General features: G+C 41.3%; 19 protein-coding genes. 10 read left to right on the top strand and 9 right to left on the bottom strand.

Annotation, left to right across the window (positions count from 1 at the left end):
* Positions 1 to 176 precede the first annotated feature (176 nt).
* From CLI64_RS22570 to CLI64_RS30930, 5 genes are all read right to left on the bottom strand, one after another.
* Positions 177 to 1,424 carry a folylpolyglutamate synthase/dihydrofolate synthase family protein gene (locus CLI64_RS22570; RefSeq protein ID WP_103139321.1) on the bottom strand — a complete coding sequence of 416 codons (1,248 nt, stop codon included), beginning with the start codon at positions 1,422 to 1,424 and terminating at the stop codon, positions 177 to 179.
* A gap of 44 nt (positions 1,425 to 1,468) precedes the next feature.
* Positions 1,469 to 2,278, bottom strand: coding sequence for a Uma2 family endonuclease (locus CLI64_RS22565; RefSeq protein WP_103139320.1), 810 nt, complete (start codon positions 2,276 to 2,278; stop codon positions 1,469 to 1,471).
* A 161-nt stretch (positions 2,279 to 2,439) separates the two neighbouring features.
* On the bottom strand, positions 2,440 to 2,568 hold the full coding sequence (locus CLI64_RS22560) for a photosystem II protein Y (protein ID WP_103139319.1): 129 nt from the start codon (positions 2,566 to 2,568) through the stop codon (positions 2,440 to 2,442).
* A 240-nt stretch (positions 2,569 to 2,808) separates the two neighbouring features.
* A complete protein-coding gene (locus tag CLI64_RS22555) occupies positions 2,809 to 3,330 on the bottom strand; it encodes a gamma carbonic anhydrase family protein (protein WP_103140834.1) in 522 nt (173 codons plus the stop codon).
* 82 nt (positions 3,331 to 3,412) lie between these two features.
* Positions 3,413 to 3,571 carry a hypothetical protein gene (locus CLI64_RS30930; protein WP_157943310.1) on the bottom strand — a complete coding sequence of 53 codons (159 nt, stop codon included), beginning with the start codon at positions 3,569 to 3,571 and terminating at the stop codon, positions 3,413 to 3,415.
* Here CLI64_RS30930 and CLI64_RS22550 point away from each other — a divergent pair.
* The 6 genes from CLI64_RS22550 (at position 3,570) to CLI64_RS22525 (ending at position 11,299) form a co-directional block, all read left to right on the top strand.
* Positions 3,570 to 4,082 carry a TIGR02652 family protein gene (locus CLI64_RS22550; RefSeq protein ID WP_103139318.1) on the top strand — a complete coding sequence of 171 codons (513 nt, stop codon included), beginning with the start codon at positions 3,570 to 3,572 and terminating at the stop codon, positions 4,080 to 4,082. The genes CLI64_RS30930 and CLI64_RS22550 overlap by 2 nt on opposite strands.
* 67 nt (positions 4,083 to 4,149) lie before the next feature.
* Complete coding sequence (locus CLI64_RS22545; RefSeq protein WP_103139317.1) at positions 4,150 to 4,578, top strand: VOC family protein; 429 nt, start codon at positions 4,150 to 4,152, stop codon at positions 4,576 to 4,578.
* Between the two features lie 133 nt (positions 4,579 to 4,711).
* Entirely contained in the window at positions 4,712 to 7,546 is a 2,835-nt protein-coding gene (locus tag CLI64_RS22540; protein ID WP_103139316.1) for a pitrilysin family protein, read from the top strand.
* Between the two features lie 217 nt (positions 7,547 to 7,763).
* Entirely contained in the window at positions 7,764 to 8,588 is an 825-nt protein-coding gene (map, locus tag CLI64_RS22535) for a type I methionyl aminopeptidase (RefSeq protein ID WP_103139315.1), read from the top strand.
* A 146-nt stretch (positions 8,589 to 8,734) separates the two neighbouring features.
* The gene (locus CLI64_RS22530; protein ID WP_103140833.1) at positions 8,735 to 9,985 is read left to right on the top strand and encodes a glutamate carboxypeptidase; all 1,251 of its coding nucleotides are present in this window, start codon (positions 8,735 to 8,737) and stop codon (positions 9,983 to 9,985) included.
* 387 nt (positions 9,986 to 10,372) lie between these two features.
* Entirely contained in the window at positions 10,373 to 11,299 is a 927-nt protein-coding gene (locus CLI64_RS22525; protein WP_103139314.1) for a bestrophin family protein, read from the top strand.
* Between the two features lie 118 nt (positions 11,300 to 11,417).
* Here the strand turns inward: CLI64_RS22525 and CLI64_RS22520 are convergent, their stop codons facing one another.
* Positions 11,418 to 12,266 (bottom strand): M28 family peptidase, encoded by an 849-nt coding sequence (locus CLI64_RS22520; RefSeq protein ID WP_103139313.1) that lies wholly within the window; start codon positions 12,264 to 12,266, stop codon positions 11,418 to 11,420.
* A gap of 292 nt (positions 12,267 to 12,558) precedes the next feature.
* Between CLI64_RS22520 and dnaK the strand changes: the two genes are divergently transcribed.
* Both dnaK and CLI64_RS22510 read left to right on the top strand, forming a co-directional pair.
* Complete coding sequence (gene dnaK, locus CLI64_RS22515; protein ID WP_103139312.1) at positions 12,559 to 14,634, top strand: molecular chaperone DnaK; 2,076 nt, start codon at positions 12,559 to 12,561, stop codon at positions 14,632 to 14,634.
* A gap of 213 nt (positions 14,635 to 14,847) precedes the next feature.
* Positions 14,848 to 15,840 carry a DnaJ C-terminal domain-containing protein gene (locus tag CLI64_RS22510; RefSeq protein ID WP_192881747.1) on the top strand — a complete coding sequence of 331 codons (993 nt, stop codon included), beginning with the start codon at positions 14,848 to 14,850 and terminating at the stop codon, positions 15,838 to 15,840.
* Positions 15,841 to 15,875: 35 nt separating this feature from the next.
* Here CLI64_RS22510 and CLI64_RS22505 read toward each other — a convergent pair whose 3' ends face one another.
* On the bottom strand, positions 15,876 to 16,757 hold the full coding sequence (locus CLI64_RS22505) for a transposase (RefSeq protein ID WP_103139310.1): 882 nt from the start codon (positions 16,755 to 16,757) through the stop codon (positions 15,876 to 15,878).
* A gap of 206 nt (positions 16,758 to 16,963) precedes the next feature.
* Here CLI64_RS22505 and CLI64_RS22500 point away from each other — a divergent pair, with 206 nt between their 5' ends.
* Both CLI64_RS22500 and CLI64_RS22495 read left to right on the top strand, forming a co-directional pair.
* Complete coding sequence (locus tag CLI64_RS22500; RefSeq protein ID WP_103139309.1) at positions 16,964 to 17,500, top strand: J domain-containing protein; 537 nt, start codon at positions 16,964 to 16,966, stop codon at positions 17,498 to 17,500.
* A 46-nt stretch (positions 17,501 to 17,546) separates the two neighbouring features.
* Entirely contained in the window at positions 17,547 to 17,819 is a 273-nt protein-coding gene (locus CLI64_RS22495; RefSeq protein WP_103139308.1) for a DUF3143 domain-containing protein, read from the top strand.
* 150 nt (positions 17,820 to 17,969) lie between these two features.
* On the opposite strand, the gene CLI64_RS22490 is transcribed toward CLI64_RS22495, so the two are convergent.
* A complete protein-coding gene (locus CLI64_RS22490; protein ID WP_103139307.1) occupies positions 17,970 to 18,341 on the bottom strand; it encodes a hypothetical protein in 372 nt (123 codons plus the stop codon).
* 416 nt (positions 18,342 to 18,757) lie between these two features.
* Complete coding sequence (locus CLI64_RS22485; RefSeq protein ID WP_103139306.1) at positions 18,758 to 21,379, bottom strand: DNA polymerase III subunit alpha; 2,622 nt, start codon at positions 21,377 to 21,379, stop codon at positions 18,758 to 18,760.
* Positions 21,380 to 21,388 lie beyond the last annotated feature (9 nt).

Raw genomic sequence — 21,388 nt, 5'->3', positions numbered from 1 at the left:
CCGTATATTATCTATAAATACGGTATTCTCTTTGGGATGAGATATGAAGATAGAGAATATAAGATGCCTCTAAACTAGAATTAACTAGATTTAGTTTTCCCAGTAGAGATAGTAGATGAACATAAATCAATACAAATTTTTATTAAAGTTGTATTTCCATTTCCCTGAAAAAAAAATTAAATTTTACTGAATAAATTTCCTATTAAATAAAGAGAACCGCACACAACTACTAAACTATCACCAGGAGTCAATGCTGCCTCCATAGCCGATATTTCATCAGTATAAGTTTGGCAAGAGTACAAATCTGGACAAATATCACAGGCTAACTTTGCTAATTCTGTAGGATTAGCTGAAGCGTTATCTGGTACTGGGACTAAATATAATCGGTCATGTGATTTTAGTAAAACTTGAAAAATATCAGTATGGTCTTTAGTAGATAACATCCCCATGATCCAAGTTATATTTTGAGGGTTGAGACTATCTACATAATCACGTAAGACTTTAGCGGCGGCTGGATTATGCGCGCCATCAATTAATAGTTTATAATTTTTCCAATTAATCCATTGCATTCGCCCTGGCCATTTAGTTTTAGCCATACCATTAGTAATTGCTGTTGCAGAAATATCCCAGCCTTGCTGTTGAAGAATTTCTAAAGTAGCTAAAGCTAAAGCAGAATTATGTAATTGTATTTGTCCCTGTAAAGGTAGAGGATATTGAATTAAATTGGAATCGAAAATAGACTGATATTCTGCCCATCCTGATTGGATTTCTCGTCCAGGTTGGGGCGTGATCACGGGACATTGTAATTCTTGAGCGCGCGATCGCACAACTGCTTGAGCATCCGGTGGTAATACTCCCACCACAGTCGGACACCCAGGCTTTAAAATCCCGGCTTTTTCTCCAGCAATATCAGCCACAGTAGGGCCTAACTGCTGCCAATGTTCCCTGCTAATGGAAGTAATTACCGTCACCAGTGGCCGAGATATCACATTAGTCGCGTCCAACCGTCCCCCTAAGCCTACCTCTACCACGGCTACATCTACTTGCTGACGAGCAAAATACAACCAAGCTGCGGCGGTAATAATTTCAAATTGTGTCGGGGATTGCTCAGAGCTAACAGCATTCTTTACTTCTGTTAATAATTCGTAAAGTTCCGCAGCAGAAATTTGCTGTTCATTCAGGCAAATGCGTTCTGTCCAACTCACCAAATGAGGAGAAGTGTAACGTCCTGTACGATAACCGGCTTGAGTCAGAACAGATGACAAATAAGCACAAACAGAACCTTTGCCGTTTGTGCCAGCCACATGAATCACACTGACTTGGTGATGAGGGTTTCCCAGGTTTGCTAACAGTGCGTTAATCCGTGAGAGTCCGAGGTTAACGCCAAAATGCTGAAATGATTGGAGTAGAGAATCTATATTCACGAGCAGGGGTTAGCTGAAACTACCTTGACATAGTTAACAACAGCCTAACCTTCTGTTTCATCTGTGAGCAAACTATTAGGATCAATCCCTTGAGATTGTAAGTAGGCTATTAGGCGTTCTTTTTGCTGACGTTCCTGTTCAGCGCGTTGTTTTTCCTGTTCAGCCCGTTGTTTTTCTTGTTCAGCGCGTTGTTTTTCCTGTTCAGCCCGTTGGCGTTCTTGTTCCACCATCTCTACAGCCCAGGGTAACAAATTACCCGATTCATCCCACCATCGCAACCAATAACCAGTTCTTCCCTCTTTCGTGCCGCGCCAAGTTCCTAAATATAATCCTATAGTCGCTATCCAATGGCGACCATTTTCATCTGGCTGCTTTAACTCATAGCGTCCATTTTCTAGTTGATGAAACTCCAATAATCCACCATCTGGGTCAAAAATGATGTAAATGGGGACTTGTAAAATTTGTTCGTAGAAAAACCACTTCCCTGGCGGGTAGGTGCGCTTCGATGAATACTCTTCCCCTTCTGTCTGGGATAAAAATTCCATGACTATGGCGGGGATTTCTCCTTCTAAGTGAGGAGTATAGCTGGTGCGATCGCCTACAATTTCATTTACACGGGGAATGTATACCCAGTCTGGTGCTTTAGCGATAAATTGCCCATTCACTGTGGCACAAATCGCAAAATTCGAGGCGATTAACATTTGCTCTTGGATGAACCCACTAATTTCTAAGCTTTCACGCAAAGCACCAGCCAGAATTGGCTGACCTGTATTTTCCACCGGTTCATCCTCTAGCTTAAAATCTTCGGGCAATGGTTGCCAACAAATATCTAGTGGGGTGATTTGGGCTACCATAAGCAAGGTTTTGGCATTTTTTTAAATTGTATCACTGAATTGGTACACCTAATCCAGTATTAAGTACAACGAGTCATACCTACTCCCCAAAATTAACAAAACCGACTGTTACAGTGAAAATAACAGTCGGTTTTGTTAATTTGATAATCTTAAATTAGAGTTTAGGCTTCTCTGTTCAAAAAGCTTTGAACTTGTCTGAGAGCCGCAGCACCGATGTTGAACAAAGCCCAGCCACCAGCAACAGCGATGGGAGCTAAAACGATCGCTACGCGAAAATCAATACCATCCATTTCTAGTACCCCTCTATCAAAGTAGAAATTAAAGTTTTATCAACTACTCTCATTTTTATTTTTAGCTGAAGTGGGCAATTTTGCTAGAGGATTTTGTAAAGAAACATTAAATAGTTAGTCATTAGTCATTAGTCATTAGTCAATGGTCAATAGTCATTAGTCATTAGGGACTGGGAACAAGGTAGACAAGGTAGATTTTAATGCCCTATGTCCTATGCCCCATTCACCATTCCGAAATTTTTAAGCAAACCCCAAATCCGTTCCCTTGTCGGCGTGGACTAAAGCTAACTTTTTGTAACGTTCGGCGTGTTCTATGAGGTTGGCGGCTTCTTCTTGTGTAACTTGGCGAAGAATTTTGCCGGGAATGCCTACAACTAGGGATAAGGGGGGTATATTCTTGGTTACTACTGCACCAGCACCTATGATGCTACCTGCTCCTACTCTGACTCCATCTAAAACTACTGCGCCGATACCAATTAAACAGCCGCGCTCAATATGGGCTGAATGTACAACAGCACGATGTCCTACTGTCACATGGTCTTCTAAAATTGTGGGCAACCCAGGATCACCATGTAAAATAGCCCCATCCTGAATATTTGTGCATTCGCCAATGTCAATGCGTTCTACATCTGCTCGCACAACTGCACCATACCAAATGCTAACCCCGGCTGCTATGTTGACTGAACCCATGACAACGGCGTTGGCTGCAATGAAGGCGGCTTGAGAAAAATCGGGAGAAGGCCAGTAAGAAACGGTAGACACGATAGAATAGGAATAAGGTACCCAGGAACACTGGAGAGGCTCCATCCTTGGAGACTGGTTGCAAAACCAGAATATCACAGTGTCATTCCTCTTCGCGGAGGAAGACAATCCGTAAAAGTTGTTCTCGCTTCATGTTTTTGATGTGCAGTAGAGAATGATTTCTCCCTGGTGATAGAGCCGGAGTGTAAAATCCAACCCACTGGTGCTGGTGAATACGAAAATACGTTTGTACGCACTTCATGATGAATCCAGGCTTGCAGTACCCTATATTCGGAGCTGATATACAGTGTCCCCATTGTCGGCAAACTATTCCGGCACTGACACTAACTGATACTTATTTATGCCCTCGTCATGGCGCGTTTGAAGCTAATCCCAAAACTGGAGAGTTAGTTCATCTACAGTCTGGGCGACATTGGCGACGGTGGAACAATGAGTGGTATAGACAGCATACTCATCCTGATGGCATTCGGTTTGAAATCCACGAAGCCTTAGACAAACTATACACCCAAGGCTATCGAGCGACACGAGTGATCATCGCCAGACGTTATCAGGAGTTGATGAGTGGCTATTTAGAACGCAGTACACCTTGGCGTTCTGGACAGCAAGAAGCATCATCTGCAAGGCTATACGGCTTACCTGTAGAATTTAGTCCTGATCCAGCCGAAGATCCTTGCTGGGAAGTGATTAATTTCGATTTAGATAAAGAACCGGGTGTGCCGGTGCGCTACCCTTATTTCAGATTGTTTGAATAATCGTCATTAGTCATTAGTCATCAGTCATTTGACTAATGACTAATGACTAATAACTAATGACTAAATTATGCACCACGCCTCTATTCGGACTGCGAATATCCATCATGCGATCGCTTTTTATGAAATCTTAGGTTTTACAGTCTGTGAACGCTTCACCACAGGCTACACCTTGGCTTGCTGGATGGAAGGATTAGGCGGAAGAATTGAATTAATTCAAATACCCCAACCTAAACCTGCACCGGATGCGTTTGGTGATGAGCATTATGTGGGTTACTATCACTTGTCGTTTGATTTAACGGAAATTACTGAAGATTTATCAGAGTGGTTGACAAATTTACAAAAGCGAGTAGCATTGTCAGTAGAATTACCACCTTTAAAAATTCTTTTAGAACCGACTCAACAGCAAATAGGCGATCGCATTTTAGAAGTAGCTTTTATTGCTGATACAGATGGCTTACCTTTAGAGTTCATCCGATTTTTAAGTAAACTACATTAGTCTCTAGTTTTTATTTTGTCTTTTTATATACATTTATTGCTATCGTCAAGGTAACATATTTATTCAAGAGAATGAGAATATTCTCGGCAATAACTATAGAAAATGATTTTATTTAATACATCTACCACAGCAAATGTCTATATTATCAGCTGCCGATAGATATCGTTTCCATCTATTGCTGTTTGTTATTTCATTAATGACCTTATTATTTCTTGGCAATGAGCCTGCTAAGAGTCAAGATATAAGTACCTTGAATCGTGAGAAACACCAATTAACATTAGTGACCAAGAATTCCCAAGATTTAAAATTAACGGAAAATGTCCACAAGACAGTTTTAGAAAATGGACTAACTGTTCTCATTAAAGAAGTCCATACAGCTCCTGTAGTGAGTGTGCAAGTATGGTACAAGTTTGGTTCACGCCAAGAAGCACCAGGAGTCAACGGCATTGCCCATCAACTAGAACATATGATGTTCAAAGGTACAAATAGCCGTCCGACTCAATTTGGCTGGTTGTTTAGTGCTTTGGGTAGTGACTCGAATGCTTTTACAAGCTATGACCAAACAGCTTATTACGGCACAGTGGAACGAGACAAGCTCAAAGCCTTGCTAGTTCTAGAAGCAGATAGAATGCAAAATGCTCTCATGGATAGTGAACACCTAGCTAGCGAGAAGCGGGTAGTCATTTCCGAGTTACAAGGTTACGAAAATAGCCCAGAATATCGACTCAGTCGTGCTATCTTGCGTTCAGTATTTCCCAACGGTTACGGTTTACCTGTAGGTGGTACTAAGGCTGATGTCGAAAAATTCCAGATTGAGCAAGTCCGCCAATACTATCGTCAGTTTTATCATCCTGAAAATGCAGTTTTAATCATTGTCGGTGATTGTCAAGCTCAAAAAACTCTAGCTACAGTCAAGGAAATCTTTGGTAATATCCCCAAGGGTCAACAGTCAATAGTCAATAGTCAACAGTCAATAGTCAATGGTCAACAGTCAATAGTTAGTAGTTCTAAGTCGCCCATCTTTTTACGAGAACAGGGTTCAGCTTCATTATTGCAGGCTGTGTATCCTTTACCATCTGCAAATCATCCAGATATGCCGGCTTTAGAAGTGGCGGATTATATTTTGACAGAAGGGAGAAATTCTCGACTATATCAAGCTTTGGTGGAATCGGGTTTAGCCACTGATATTTCAGGTGCAGTGGTGAGTTTAAAGCAAGGTGGGTGGTATGAGTTGCTAGTCACGGCTGATCCTGATGAAGATGTGAGTAAGCTTACACCTGTGGTGAACCAGGCGATCGCGAAACTGACTAAAACAGGAGTCACCGCCGCCGAGTTAGCTAGAGCTAAAAGACAGTTAGAATCTGCGACTATTTTGAGTAACCGTAGTATTTCTGATCAAGCCATGCAGTTAGGCAATGATGAGACCACTACTGGTGATTATCGCTTCACAGACCATTATTTAGCGGCTGTGCGCCAAGTTACGTCCGCAGATGTCAAAGCTGTATTAAAGAAATATCTGCGTCCATCTGCGCGGAAAGTGGGAATTTTTCAACCGATTACCAATAAAAATAAAGAAATCGCGTCAAAACAGCCACCTCCACAAACTAGGGAAAATTTGTCTGGTAATTTACCCACTTTGCCAGATGAGATGTTGCGGTATTTACCAGTCATTGAACATGATGATCAGGTGAACAATAAAACACTGCAAGTACCACAGCAGTTTACCCTACCTAATGGCTTACAGGTATTATTATTAAGCGATCGCTCGACACCCACCATTACTTTAAGTGGTCATATCCAAGCCGGTACAGAATTTGACCCAGGAGAACAAGCAGGATTAGCTGCACTGGTAGCAGATAGCTTGATGAGTGGAACCAAAACTAAAAATGCTGCTACCCTAGCAAAAGCCTTGGAAGACAGAGGCGCAACTTTAGATTTTGAAGCTTATCGGAATGGGGTACAAATAGAGGGTAATAGTCTGGCGGAAGACTTACCAGTGTTAATTAGAACCTTAGCAGATGCCCTAAAAAATAGTACATTTCCCCAGAAAGAGTTGGAATTAAATCGTCAGCAAGCCTTAACAGACTTGAAAGTAGAACTAGATGATCCAGCCGCAGTGGCGCGCAAAATATTTTTGCAATCGATTTATCCCAAAAAACATCCTCTACACAAGTTTCCTACAGCCGAGAGTCTGCAAAGCATTACCAGAAAAGATGTGATGGCTTTCCAAAACAAATACTATCGTCCAGATAGTATGGTGTTAGCACTGGTGGGAGATTTTGACACAGAAGAAGTGCGATCGCTAATTCAACAAGAGTTTGGTGACTGGCGGGTTAATGGTTCACCGCCAAAAGTCGAATATCCCCAAGTATCCAACCCCAGTAATTTAGTGCAAGTTAACCCAGTAATTCCAGGGAAAGCCCAAGCTATCACCTACATGGGTTATACAGGAATCAAACGCCAAGACCCCAGATTTTACAGTGCTTTAGTATTGAATCAAATTTTAGGCGGCGACACCTTATCTAGTCGCCTGGGTGCAGAAATCCGCGATCGCCAAGGTTTAACCTATGGAATTTACAGCCACTTCCAAGCCGAAAAAGACTTTGGCACATTTTGGATTGAAATGCAAACCAGCCCAGAGGATGCTAATCAAGCGATCGCTAGCACCCGTAAATTACTGCAAAACATCCATCAACAAGGTGTCACCGCCACAGAATTAGACATGGCTAAACGTAGTCTGACTGGCAGTTATCACGTTTCTTTAGCAGATCCAGAAGAGTTAACTAGTAACATCTTGATGAATCAGGTATATGGTTTAGACAAAACAGAATTACACACCTATACCCAAAAAATTCAACAAGTTACCCTGACAGAAGTGAATCAAGCCGCCCGTGAATTACTACATCCTGATAATCTGGTTGTAGTAACTGCTGGCCCTCCTATATTGGCTCATCATAGTCTTAGATAGTGGGCATGGGGAATGGGGCATTGGGCATTGGTAGACAAGGTAGACAAGGTAGACAAGGTAGACAAGGAACAAGAGTATCAACCTCTGATGACTATTGACCATTGACTATTTCGCCACAAAAAATAAGCTAACTTAAAAATAGATAGTATTTCTCAACTAAACTTTTAGTAAAACACAGCAAAATTAGCTCTAAGGCGCAAGTAATCATTAGTTTCCCATGAACATCCTCACCAATTTACTTTCTCAAGTACCTAAACCCGTAACACCTAAACAACGCCGAGGAATTGAAATTAAATCGCCGCGTGAAATTGATATTATGCGGCAATCAGCAAAAATTGTTGCTACCGTCCTCAAGGAAATTTCGGAGTTAGTCAAGCCAGGTATGACTACAGCCGATTTAGATGCTTACGCAGAAAAACGTATCCGTGAAATGGGTGCAACACCTAGTTTTAAGGGATATCACGGCTTTAAAGGTTCTATCTGTGCCAGCATTAATAATGAAGTAGTGCATGGTATCCCTAATCCGAAAAAAGTTATCCGGGCTGGGGATGTCTTAAAAGTGGATACAGGTGCTTACTATCAAGGATTTCATGGTGATTCTTGCATTACTATCGCTGTGGATGAAGTTACCCCAGAAGCTGCGAGATTAATTCGCGTTGCAGAAGAAGCACTTTATAAAGGTATTGAACAAGTCAAAGCAGGTGCATACTTATTAGATTTAGCCGGTGCCATTGAAGATCATGTGAAAGCACACGGCTATAGTGTGGTGGAAGAATTCACCGGACACGGTGTCGGACGTAACTTACATGAAGAACCGTCTGTGTTTAACTACCGCACACGGGAAATGCCTAATGTGAAACTGCGTGCTGGTATGACTTTGGCTATTGAACCCATTTTAAACGCAGGTTCTAAACATACACGCACTTTAGCAGACCGATGGACGGCTGTAACTGTAGATAATTCCTTGTCAGCACAGTTTGAGCATACAGTCTTGGTGACAGAAACTGGTTATGAAATTTTGACTGATCGCACCAAAATTTAATCACAGAATATCACCAAAAGCGATCGCACTTTACCAATGCGATCGCTTTTTGCTAAAGGACAAACAAAAATTTTTGTAACACCAAATTGTAAAAGGTGGGAATTTACCGATTATCTACTTTAATGCCCCCTTTATCATCAATAACCATGAAAAAACGGATTTTTGGTGTAACAGTAGGTTTATTTGCTTTCGTGTTGGCGATAGTCTTGCTACTAGGACATTTGAATGTTGTTGTAGCAGCACCAAATGCAGCAGTTTATGACAAAGCCAAGAAAGCACAAAGCGATTTTTTGAGTAAACTAGAAACCCTAGTCAACATCGACTCTGGTACAGGTTATGAACCAGGATTAACTAAGGTTGAAGATATTGTAATTGACCATCTGAAATCTATAGGTGCAGAAGTTCAAATCATTAATGCTACTCCTAGTAAGGGAAGGAATATCTTAGCCACCATCAAAGGAACTGGTAAAGGTAAAATTCTGCTGCTTGCCCACACCGACACTGTATTTGAGGAAGGAACAGCCGCTAAACGTCCATTCAAAATATTAGGTGGTAAAGCCTACGGCCCAGGAGTAATGGATGATAAAGGGGGAATTATTTTAGGTTTCGAGGCACTGAAAATTTTGCAAGAATTGAAGCTTCAGAACTTTGAAAAGATTACCTTTTTAATTAATCCTGATGAAGAAAAAGGATCATTTGGTTCACGGGAATTAATCAAAGAAACTGCTAAAAAACATGATGTAGCTTTGGTGTTAGAATTTGGTTCGCCTGACGATAAAGTTACTTCATGGCGCAAGGGCATTGGTTACTACGGATTTAAAGTCAAAGGTAGGTCTGCCCATGCGGGGGCTGAACCAGAAAAAGGCTGTAATGCACTCCTAGAAGCAGCCCACCAAACCCTACAACTGAGTAAACTGGGTGATGCCAGCAAACAAACCAGTGTTAATTTTACTGTTTTTGAGGCAGGCGATCGCCGAAATACGATTCCAGATTCTGCCGAGGTTCAAGCAGATGTGCGGGTACTCCAAGCCGAAGAATATAATCGCCTCGAACGGGATTTTACTCGCTTATCGAAAAACAAACTCCTACCCTGCACTGAAATTCAGGTGATTTCAGACCGAGGTCGTCCACCCTTTCCACCCAATCCCAAAACTGATGCTTTAGTGAAAAAAGCACAAGCTATTTATCAAACAATAGGTTTTAAGCTAGGTGTAGAGGGCAGTGGAGGCGGTACTGATGGTAACTATGCAGCCGCCGTTGGTACAACCACACTTGATGCACTTGGGCCTGTAGGTGGCGGCGCACATAGTCCAGAGGAATATATTGATTTAGACCGCATTGCACCAAGAATTTACCTGCTTACCAAGCTGTTAATAGATTTGGGAAATGCAAGCTGATACGGTGAATACAAGCTTTTAATATAGAGTGTTTGCAATTTAAACAGCATCTCAAAGCAACCTTTTAGCTTGAGGATTCTAGTTTCAGCCTTACTACATCTTGTGACTTGATGGAAAAACACCTACTGTAGCCCCTGAATAGAATTCAGGGGCTTTACTTACGCATCATGACTCGTAAATTCCTCAATACCAGTTGTGCTATATCAAGAGTTATGATTTTCTCAGTCATTAAATCTGACTTTTCCATAATTGTCCTGAAATTATTTGATCACTTGTGAGAGTCGAAAAATCCATTTTCTCAAGAAAACTAGATTGTGCAGTCTCGCAGTTTTGATAAATTACATAGGATTACTATAGTTACCTGCAATATTTTTTTAGGCATAACCTATGATTGTTGAAAAAAAACATTGGTTGCAAATGGCTGTTCAAGTTAAAGGTTCAGTGCTGGCATCAATATATAGACGGGTGATTGGCTGTGGCTTATTTGGAGTTTTCGTTTCTTTACTTTATTACTTAAAACTACCAGTATCTCAACCCGTTTTAGGGACTATTATTCCTAGTATTGTTTTGGGTTTATTATTAGTTTTTCGCACTAATACAGCCTATGAAAGATTTTGGGAAGGGCGAAAATGTTGGGGTTCTATAGTTAATAATGTCCGTAACATAGCAAGACAGATTTTAGTGTCAGTTGCAGAAACTGCACCAGAAGATAAGAAAGAAAAAATTGGAGCCTTATATTTACTAGTAGCTTTTGCAGTCTCAACTAAACTACATCTTAGAGGAGAATCAGTCAATAGTGAGCTAGAAGAATTAATGTCCTCTGCTAAATACTTCAAACTAAAAAGCATGAATAATCCTCCCCTAGAAATAGTTTTTTGGGTAGAAGATTATTTACAAAAGCAATATAATAATAATCGCCTCAATTCTTATCAGTTGACAGCTATTCAACAATTATTAAATAATTTAGTAGATAATTTAGGTGCTTGTGAACGCATTTTAAAAACCCCAATGCCCCTGGCTTATTCCATTCACTTAAAGCAATTATTGTTACTGTATTGTTTGTTACTACCATTTCAAATGGTGCAAAGTTTAGGATGGTGGACAGGTGCAGTTACAGCGTTAGTAAGTTTTACATTATTTGGCATTGAAGCCATTGGTTTAGAGATAGAAAATCCTTTTGGTTACGATGCCAATGACTTACCCCTTGATACAATTTGTCAGACTATGCGACGTAATATTGATGATTTAATCAGTCTATACTTAACGCGATCGCTCCAAGACAACGAATTATCCCTTTTGCCTCCTGAATTGTAAATGGGCATGGGGCTAATCAATTCAAAATTCAAAATTCAAAATTCTTGAATTTTGGGCATGGCGCATTGGGCATTGTGGTAAATATTTCTCCCTTGTCTCCCTTGTCTTCCCGACATCCCTACAACCTCCTAATAGCCAGTTCCAACCCTTCGCACACACCAGCGAGAAAGTCTAAATCTAACGTGGCAATTGTATCGCTGGGTTGATGATAATGGGGGTTTCGCAAAAAGGCTGTATCTGTCACCATCATTGCTGGATAACCTGCATCCCAAAATGGTGCATGATCACTTAGTCTGGTTTGAGGCACTATCAAGCCTCTCTTGGGAACTGGTAGCCACTGACTGGATATTCCCACTTTGCGGATACTGCGACTCATAGCGATTAAATCAGGAATTGTCCGCAAATTACCGATTAAAGCGATAAAATCGCCAGTATTGGGGTAAAACCTCTCTAAAGGCGGCGGATAATTTTGGCAACCAGGGGTAGAATCACGATACCCCAACATTTCCAGAGACATCATCAAGCGCAGGGGTTGCTGTTGTTGTCGCAGGAGATTGGCATAGTCGGCACTACCCAACAAACCATATTCTTCCATATCAAAAGCCACCAGCCGCAAAGGATATTTAGCTGGTTGGGCAGCAAACTTTCTGGCTAATTCTAGTAATACAGCCACACCCGTTGCATTATCATCAGCCCCTGACGTTCCTGGTACAGCATCATAGTGCGCCCCAATTAAAATAGGAGGTAAATCCTGACGTTTGGGTGTGGATTGGGCAGGTAAATTGAGGATGAGATTGTGAAAATCTCTATTGTTCACAGTAAAGGTGTGGATTTCCACACTTCCCCAACAAGAAAATTCTTGGCGGATGTATTCTTGAACAAAGAAATGTCCCGCAGTTGCTAGATAAGGATCGCGTTCTCGCGCTATCTGTTGGAGGTAGTTATGTAATCTTGCTTGTAAATTCAAGTGTTTTTCACAGTTTTAATCTCAAATTTATGATGCAGGGATCAAGCAAAACCCAAAGCAGTAGTTGCACGTATAAAGTTTATATATCTTGGACTGTTGACTGTTGACTAGTGACTATCATGTGAATGTTATTCTAGTGTTGCAACTAACTCCTCAAGCTTTTACGCCTCCAACTTTGGCTGCAATCACCCCTATTATACTATTGGGGTAATCTTACCTTGTAGCATTAAGCAAGAGGTCATCCCGCCCAATCATAATATATGTATAAGACGCACTAGGAGAAGAGTAACGCATGGGCAAGGTAGTCGGCATCGACTTGGGTACAACCAACTCAGTAGTCGCCGTAATGGAGGGTGGCAAGCCGGTGGTGATTGCCAATGCAGAAGGAATGCGAACAACCCCCTCCGTGGTAGGCTTCAGCAAAGAAGGCGAACGGGTGGTTGGGCAAATGGCAAGACGGCAAACAGTCCTCAACCCACAAAACACTTATTTTGCCGTGAAACGCTTTATTGGGCGCAAGTACGGCGAACTGAACCCAGAATCAAAGCGTGTTCCTTACACTATCCGTAAAGATGATGTAGGTAATATCAAAATTGCCTGTCCCCGCTTAAGTAAGGACTTTGCCCCAGAAGAAATTTCCGCAATGGTGCTGAAAAAATTGGCAGATGATGCTAGTGCATACTTAGGCGCACCAGTGACAGGGGCAGTAATTACAGTTCCTGCTTATTTTAATGATTCGCAACGACAAGCAACCCGTGATGCAGGCAGAATTGCCGGGTTGGAAGTGTTGCGGATTCTCAATGAACCGACGGCTGCATCTTTGGCTTATGGGTTAGATAGAGGTGATACGGAAACCATCTTAGTATTTGACTTGGGTGGGGGAACTTTTGACGTATCAATTCTGGAAGTAGGCGACGGGGTATTTGAGGTTAAATCTACAAGTGGCGATACTCAACTAGGCGGGAATGATTTTGATCGAAAAATAGTTGATTGGTTAGCAGAGCAATTTTTAGAAGCAGAAGGTGTAGACTTAAGACGCGATCGCCAAGCTTTACAACGTTTAATGGAAGCCGCAGAAAAGTCCAAAATCGAACTTTCTGCCGTCAGTATCACCGAAATTAACTTACCTTTCATCACAGCCACGGAAGATGGGCCGAAACATCTAGAAACTCGCCTGACGCGCGCCCAGTTTGAAGGTTTATGCGATGACTTACTCGGACGTATCCGTAACCCAGTGAAACGGGCTTTAAAAGATGCAGGTTTGCGCCCAGATGACATTGAAGAAGTCGTACTAGTCGGCGGTTCTACCCGAATGCCAATGGTAAAACAACTGGTGCGGAATATGATCGGTATTGAACCCAGTGAAAATGTCAACCCCGATGAAGTGGTGGCGATGGGTGCAGCCATTCAAGCAGGTATCCTGGCTGGGGAATTTAAAGATGTGCTGCTATTGGATGTTACGCCCTTGTCTTTGGGTTTAGAAACCATCGGCGGCGTGATGAAAAAATTAATCCCCCGCAATACTACAATCCCCGTTCGCCGTTCGGATATTTTCTCCACCTCTGAAAATAACCAAAACAGCGTGGAAATCCACGTTGTTCAAGGTGAGAGGGAAATGGCATCGGATAATAAATCTTTGGGTAGGTTCAAACTCTATGGCATCCCACCCGCACCCAGGGGTATACCGCAAATTCAGGTATCATTAGATATCGATGCTAACGGAATTTTGCAGGTGACAGCCTTAGATAGAACCACCGGCAGAGAACAAAGCATCACCATTCAAGGGGCTTCTACCTTGAGTGAATCAGAAGTCAACCGCATGATTCAGGATGCGAAAAAATACGCTGATATTGACAGGGAACGCAAAGAAAGAGTAGAAAAACGCACCCGTTCTGAGGCTTTAATTCTGCAAGCAGAAAGACAACTTAGGGAAGTCGCCTTAGAATTTGGCATGCAGTTTGCCCGCAACCGCCGCCAACGCATCGATAACATTTGCCGAGAATTGAAAGAAAGTCTCAAAGAAGACGACGATCGCGGCATTGATCAAGCCTACGTAGATTTACAGGATGCTTTGTATGAATTAAATCGCGAAGTCCGGGAATATTATGCGGAAGACGAAGACGACGATTTATTTGGTACAATCCGCGATATCTTTGTAGGCGATAAAGATAAAGACCGCGATCGCGACTTCTACCGAGATAATTACCGCGACAACTATCGAGAACGGGACTCTTATAATCGAGACTACAACAACAGAGATAATGGACGCGATCGCGATCGTCGTTCTTCCTACGATAATCCTCCCCCCCGCCGCCAGCCCCGTCCCAGCTATCAAGATAATTGGGATGATGACGATGATTGGTTGTAACCATAGGGCATAGGGAATAGGGCATGGGGCATTGGGAATGTAATCTACCTTTCTCAACCCTTACACCCTTACACCCCTATACCCCTACACTTCTATTTCCTGAATTCGGATTTAGTAATTGGTAATTAGTATTTAGTAATTGAGTATGAATATTAATCCGTTACTAAATTAAAGATTACTAACATCTAAACTTTAAAAGTTCCATAAATGAATATGCAAAATTTGCAGAATTTTCGAGATTATTACGAAATTTTAGGAGTAGCTAAAGACGCTACAAACGAGGAAATTAAAAAGAATTATCGGCGGTTAGCTAGACAATATCACCCAGACCTCAATCCAGGTAATAAAGCAGCAGAAGAAAAGTTTAAAGATATTGGCGAAGCTTACGAAGTCCTTTCTGATACGGCTAAACGCGCCCAATATGACCAATTTAGCCGCTACTGGAAACAAAAAGGCTTTAGTAAACAAGCACCAAAATCTAAAACTTGGGAACAGAAAGGAGAACGGAATGGCAATCAAAATGTAGATCCGAGTCAGTTTGCCAATTTTGAGGATTTTATTAATCAAGTTGTGGGTGTAGGTGGTCGCAAAGACACAAGAAATGGGGCAAGTAGCAGCACTACAACCGACCCATTTCGTACTCCTAAAAGTAAAGTTCAATACACAGTTCCCAAAAATCCACCGCGTCCCACACGGCGGGATATTGAAGCGAGATTAACCCTACCACTAGAGAAAGCTTATCAAGGTGGGAAAGAACGGATTAGATTAGAAGATGGGCGATCGCTAGAAGTCGATATGCCCTCTGGGATGGTTACAGGGCAAAGTGTCAGACTCCGAGATCAAGGTATTGGTGGCGGCGACCTTTATTTAAAAATTACCGTTGAACCACATCCATTATTTAAAATCGAAGGTGCTAATATCTCTTGCCAAGTACCAGTCACACCCACAGAAGCCGTTTTAGGCGGACAAGTAGAAGCACCCACCCTAGATGGCCCTGTGAAAATGACCATTCCCCCTGGAGTCAGGTCTGGTCAAAGATTTCGCTTGGCAAATAAAGGTTATCCCACCGAAGGTGGGAAAAGAGGAGATCAATTAGTAGAAATCCAAATAATTGCCCCGAAAAACATTAGCCAAGAGGAAAGAGAACTCTACGAAAAATTGCGGCAAATTGAAACCTTTAAACCCCGCGCTGATTTATTGGGTTAAAATTCTGTCGATAAATTCTCACCCATAGAATTACACTAAAGCAGTTGACGCAATTCTTCAACTGAGTTAGCTGTAATAATCTGGCGTAAAATCTCCTTCAATTGTGCTGTATCACTAATTTGATTAATTTGTGACAGTAACTGCAAACCATCATTACCAAATTTCATCTCTAAATTAATTTCGATACTCGAAATTAGTCCTTGTCTTTCACCGCGCGCCTGGCCGCGTGCCTCACCGCGTGCTTCACCGCGTGCTTCACCCTCACGCAAAATCTCTTGATACCAAGGTGATTCACGTAGCACAGTCATATCCCACCTCATAATTTCTTGAACTAAGGAACTCTCTAACACAAACGTAGCAAAAAAAGCTAAGACAGTTTCTAACTGGTTTAACTGTTCATCTCCACGCAGAATTTGCAATGCTTCTCGAATGACTAATTCATCTTCGCCGCCTTTGAGAATCGGCACAAATGGCAGTAATGAGGGTAGAGGTTGTTGTAAAGCAATGTTGACATCCACTTCCCACAGGTTAATCACTCGATAATCTTGGATAACTCTGAGTCCGGCGAAATTGGAAGTAAAACTGGTAGGGATTTCTTCGTTAGTCGTTTTGAGAATATTGATTAAGACAGGATAGATAGGTAAATTATATTTTTCTTCTGCTAGTCCTGCATAGGCACGCATTCGGCGTGGCATTTGTTGCTTGTAGCGCAATTGCAATTCATTGAGAACCAGAAATTCACCGTATTGAGAACTAGTAGCACGGATTAAAACATCGCTTTCTCGGCTAATCCATTGAAATTCCGAATTGAGGATTTCCCCGGCGAGAATATCAGGCATCTGAGTGACCCATCTTACCCAGTTGTCTGGTGCTAGGCTGATTAATTTTTTCGTACTGACATCTGCGGCTTTAGTCACCTTGCTGCACTCCGAATTCAAAATAACCTAAAAGTAATTAGGATGTTGACCTTAGCTTTTGCCTTGATTTTTCCCCTAAATCCCTATACTTTCCGATGCCTAAATCCTATGCAACTAATCGTAACCTAGTAGGGATAAGAGGTTTACAATATTAAAAAAAACTTGATAGCAAGGTGAATCAAACATCTGTGAATCAACACGGGACAATGCCGCAAAGCAGTGAACCCAATTATTACTCATTGCTAGGACTACATCCTTCAGCATCGGTAATTGATATTCGTCGTGCCTATCGGGAGTTGAGTAAACGCTATCATCCTGATACCACAGAACTAGCTGCTGCTGTTGCTACGCAAAAATTTCAGCAAATTAACGAAGCCTACGCCACTTTAAGTAATCCTGAAAGGCGTTTAAATTATGACATCAAGATAGGTTATTCTCGGTTTGGAGTGATTCAAGCACCGCCTGATTTGCGTCATCCTGCTGCTTATAGCTACGATTACTCAAAATCAGCTTACTTGGATGCGAGCGATCGCCCCCTCTCCTCTGGTGAAATTTTTGCCTTATTCATTTTGGCGGTGACTTTTGTAGGCTGTTTACTACTAGCAGTAACTATTGGCGTAATTCGTGGTGATCAAGCTTTACAAACCCAGACACCCACACCAGTTGTTACACAAATTTCCTATGTGGGGACTGGGGATTGGGGACTGGGGACTGGGGAGGAGGAAAGATTGTTTGACTATTGACTGTTGACTATTGACTTTTGACCACTAATAAACATTTTGAACTCTTATGTCTACACTGCCTCCTGATACACCTTTATACAGTCATCCACTGCCACAAATTGAGCAGTGGTTGAAAGAGCAAGGTTGTCAACAAGATGAAACACAGCTACATTGCTGGCGTATACAAAAAGCAAGCTGGCAGGCCGAATTGTGGCTGGATATTGAGCAAATAGTGGTGCGATATATCCAAGCTGGGGAAAATGGTCAAGATATCCAACGTGCTTTTAAGTATTCCTTAAGTCGGGAAGATATTGAACAAGCTGTGTTTTCTGGCCCCTAGTAGAGCTGAATGCTCAGTATTCAATGAAGATTGAGTCCTCAGAGATACCTAGTAAGTTGCATTATTTCAGCTGTTGATAAAAACTGTAAACCCTCTCCCTTACTCCCCTTCTCCCTGCGATATTAATATGCTGGTTAAAGGTTGAGCAGCTTATCTATTATTGTCTTGAAGTTCGTCGGCACTTCTTTTAGCTGTATCTGGGTACACAGAACCCCATTGTTTTATAGCTTCGCCAGATTCTTTAGCAATTCTTTTGGCTCTTTGGACGGGAGCATCTTCTGTTTGACGAGCTTCTCTATTCCATTCTCCCGTAGTTTTGGGTCTATCAGCATCGTCTTGATGCACAACTTTATCGAGTCTTCTGGTAACAGCATCAACGTTACGTCCAGATTCGATGTTGGAATTTAAGCCGGTTGTTAACACTAAAAAACCAACTAAGACAACAGCAAAAAGACGCTTAATTTCCAAGTCCCGAAATATAGATTTGATGGAATTGATTGCTTTAGTAAATAAACTAACCATCATTACACTCCCTTGATTAAATGTAGATAATCTTCAATTTGGCAGAGATTTATTGGTCACTTCAGTAAACATATCCGCGAGTGCGCCCCAAAGCTTTATCAAATAAGGTTGTAGCCTCATTTGCGGATATATCTAAACCTGTGGAAGCAACTGAGTTCAGCGACTAGATATTGCTGATCTCATCGCTTTAGTCGTTGTCGGCACAATTTAAAATTAGCTATAAAAAGCTAGTTATTCCTCTAACAAAAGTTATAAATTGTTTATTTTTTGTAGTACCGTAATTGGTATTATCTGAGAATTGAAATCCTCTTTAAGAGACGCTGCGCGCAGCTTACTTCCCCATAGGGGTACACTACGAAGTTTTTCATTTACTAATATCTAATTACAAAGGTAGATATTTTGGGAATTGGCAATCTCTAAATGTTGATTCGTAATAAATCTAGTTCTCTTGTAAATATTTCATCTATTGGTAACATTTGACCGTCGGTTGTCATAAATTTATGGTCTTTTGTGGCTCGAATAGTTGAACCATCTTCTAAGCCATATTCAAAAATTTCTTGTTGTCCGCGATTATGCCATTGGGCGACCGGCTGAGTGTAGATAAGACCATTATGACCAATTGTGTAGACAGTACATTCAATTTGTTGTTCTACAATCTTACCAATGGGTAAAAAACCATATTCAATTGTCAAAATCTCTGTGTCGTAACTTAAACAATATTCAGCGAATTTCAACATATCATCAAATAGTTGTTCCGCTACTTGCTTTTTCACCCCATTTTTAGTGGAACCGTCGATAAACTTTTCTTGCTGCTTTTGCATTTCGGAAACTTTCTTTTTACCCATAGCGCGACGCAGCAAGTCGGCTTGTCCCAGGGAATAGCCAGCCATATCTTGAGCAATTTTCATGATTTGCTCTTGATAAACCATGATGCCATAGGTTTCATTTAATATTGGTTCTAAAATCTGGCTATCATATTGAATGCTTTCTCTACCATGTTTCCGGTTAATAAATTTGGGAATCAATCCCGCATCTAAAGGGCCTGGTCGATATAGTGCCAAAATAGAAGATATATCTTCAATATTAGAGGGTTTCAAATCTCTAACTATCTGCTTCATCCCAGAAGATTCTAATTGAAATATCCCTTCTAATTCTCCTGATTCTAAAAGTTCATAGGTTTTCTGCACATCTTTAGGTAAGGTTGTATGCTCACCTTTAGCTAAGATTTTTTGTGCTTTGCGTTCTTGGTTAGTAATTTCATAGGGGTCAATTTTAAACCCATGATTTTCCGCAATTAAATCAATGGTTTTTTGAATCATGGTTAAATTCTTCAGACCCAAAAAGTCCATTTTCAATAGACCCATTGATTCTAAGTCTTCCATGAAATATTGAGTAATTACTGAGCCGTCATTATTGCGTTGTAGAGGCACAATTTCATCTAATGGTTCGGCAGAAATGACGACACCGGCGGCGTGAACTCCGAAGGTTTTGTTAGTACCTTCAATTCGCATAGCCATATCAAGCCAACGGCGTACATTAGGGTCATTATCATATTTTGCTTTAAACTCTGGTTCGGGGGTATCATCAGAAATCATCACCTTGAGTTTAGTAGGTTTCCCCCGCACGACAGGAATTAATTTCGCCATTTTGTCGGCTTCCCCATAGGGAATATTCAATACTCTGGCGACATCTTTTAATACTGCTTTGGAAGTCAGACGGTTAAAGGTGATAATTTGGGCGACTCTTTCTTTACCGTATTTTTCTGTAACATAATCAATGACTTTATCTCGTTGTTCAATACAAAAATCTGTATCAATATCAGGCATTGATTTCCGTTCTGGGTTTAAAAATCGCTCAAATAATAAGCCATGATGTACGGGGTCAATATTAGTAATACCCATCGTGTAGGCGACTAATGAACCAGCCGCCGAACCTCTACCTGGCCCCACAGGAATATTATTATCTCTAGCAAATTTGATGTAGTCCCAAACTACTAAAAAGTAGGTGGAAAAGCCCATTTGTTGCAGCATTTTGAGTTCATATTCCAATCTTTCCCGATAGACTGGATCAACTTCAGAGCGAGATTTGCGATTTAATTTTTCTAATAATCCTTGCCAAGCGACTTCTTCAACGTAGGTGTCAGCAGTATGACCAGCCGGAATGGGATAATTAGGAATCCGAGGTTCACCCATAATCTGGTAAGGCTCGACTTTATCAGCTACCTCTAGGGTTGTAGCGATCGCCTCTGCAATAATATCCTCTGGTAAATGATCCCGAAATAGCTGGAGCATCTCTTCAGCCGATTTGAGATATTCTGTCCCGCTATAACGCATCCGGTTTTCTTCCACGATCAGCTTACCTGTTTGAATACACAGCAAAGCGTCGTGGGCTTCTACGTCAAAACAAGAAATAAAATGTGAGTCGTTAGTCGCAACAAATTTAATATTTAGTTCTTTAGCAATTTTAATAATTTCTACATTGACAATCCGGTCTTCTTGTGAACCGTGGTCTTGAATTTCTAAATAAAAATCATCTCCAAAAACATCTTTATACCATTGTGCGACTTTCCGGGCTGCATCTGGTCTACCGCTAAGGATGGCTTGGGGAATTTCTCCACCTAAACAAGCACTCGTAACTATTAAACCCTCACGATATTTTTGTAACAATTCTTTATTGATACAAGGACGAGAAAAGATACCTTTACCTTGGACACCTTGGAGGTGAGAAATTGTAGTTAATTTAACTAAATTTTTGTAACCTTTAGTATTTTTCGCGAGAACAACTTGATGATATTTCGGACGACGTTCTTGTTTTTCGATGTCGCCGTTAATAATGTACATTTCATTGCCAATAATCGGCTTGACATTTTTACTACGGCAGATTTTCAGTAATTCTACTGCACCATACATGACACCATGATCAGTGACAGCGATCGCATTTATTCCCAACGCGATCGCCCGATCAATCAAGTCCGGTAACTGACTTGCACCATCTAGCAGACTGTAGTCACTGTGTATGTGTAAAGGTACGAAGGACATAGTTAGTAG

It is taken from the genome of Nostoc sp. CENA543 (assembly GCF_002896875.1).
Taxonomy (GTDB): Bacteria; Cyanobacteriota; Cyanobacteriia; order Cyanobacteriales; family Nostocaceae; genus Trichormus.
This window is presented reverse-complemented; position numbering and strand designations above follow the sequence as displayed.

Coding starts and splice junctions, on each gene's coding strand:
- CLI64_RS22545 (WP_103139317.1), top strand. CDS start 4,150: ATGCACCACGCCTCTATTCGGACTGCGAATATCCATCATGCGATCGCT.
- CLI64_RS22495 (WP_103139308.1), top strand. CDS start 17,547: ATGTCTACACTGCCTCCTGATACACCTTTATACAGTCATCCACTGCCA.
- CLI64_RS22540 (WP_103139316.1), top strand. CDS start 4,712: ATGTCTATATTATCAGCTGCCGATAGATATCGTTTCCATCTATTGCTG.
- CLI64_RS22525 (WP_103139314.1), top strand. CDS start 10,373: ATGATTGTTGAAAAAAAACATTGGTTGCAAATGGCTGTTCAAGTTAAA.
- CLI64_RS22550 (WP_103139318.1), top strand. CDS start 3,570: ATGATGAATCCAGGCTTGCAGTACCCTATATTCGGAGCTGATATACAG.
- CLI64_RS22510 (WP_192881747.1), top strand. CDS start 14,848: ATGCAAAATTTGCAGAATTTTCGAGATTATTACGAAATTTTAGGAGTA.
- CLI64_RS22560 (WP_103139319.1), bottom strand. CDS start 2,568: ATGGATGGTATTGATTTTCGCGTAGCGATCGTTTTAGCTCCCATCGCT.
- CLI64_RS22485 (WP_103139306.1), bottom strand. CDS start 21,379: ATGTCCTTCGTACCTTTACACATACACAGTGACTACAGTCTGCTAGAT.
- dnaK (WP_103139312.1), top strand. CDS start 12,559: ATGGGCAAGGTAGTCGGCATCGACTTGGGTACAACCAACTCAGTAGTC.
- CLI64_RS22530 (WP_103140833.1), top strand. CDS start 8,735: ATGAAAAAACGGATTTTTGGTGTAACAGTAGGTTTATTTGCTTTCGTG.
- map (WP_103139315.1), top strand. CDS start 7,764: ATGAACATCCTCACCAATTTACTTTCTCAAGTACCTAAACCCGTAACA.
- CLI64_RS22500 (WP_103139309.1), top strand. CDS start 16,964: ATGCCGCAAAGCAGTGAACCCAATTATTACTCATTGCTAGGACTACAT.
- CLI64_RS22565 (WP_103139320.1), bottom strand. CDS start 2,278: ATGGTAGCCCAAATCACCCCACTAGATATTTGTTGGCAACCATTGCCC.
- CLI64_RS30930 (WP_157943310.1), bottom strand. CDS start 3,571: ATGAAGTGCGTACAAACGTATTTTCGTATTCACCAGCACCAGTGGGTT.
- CLI64_RS22490 (WP_103139307.1), bottom strand. CDS start 18,341: ATGGTTAGTTTATTTACTAAAGCAATCAATTCCATCAAATCTATATTT.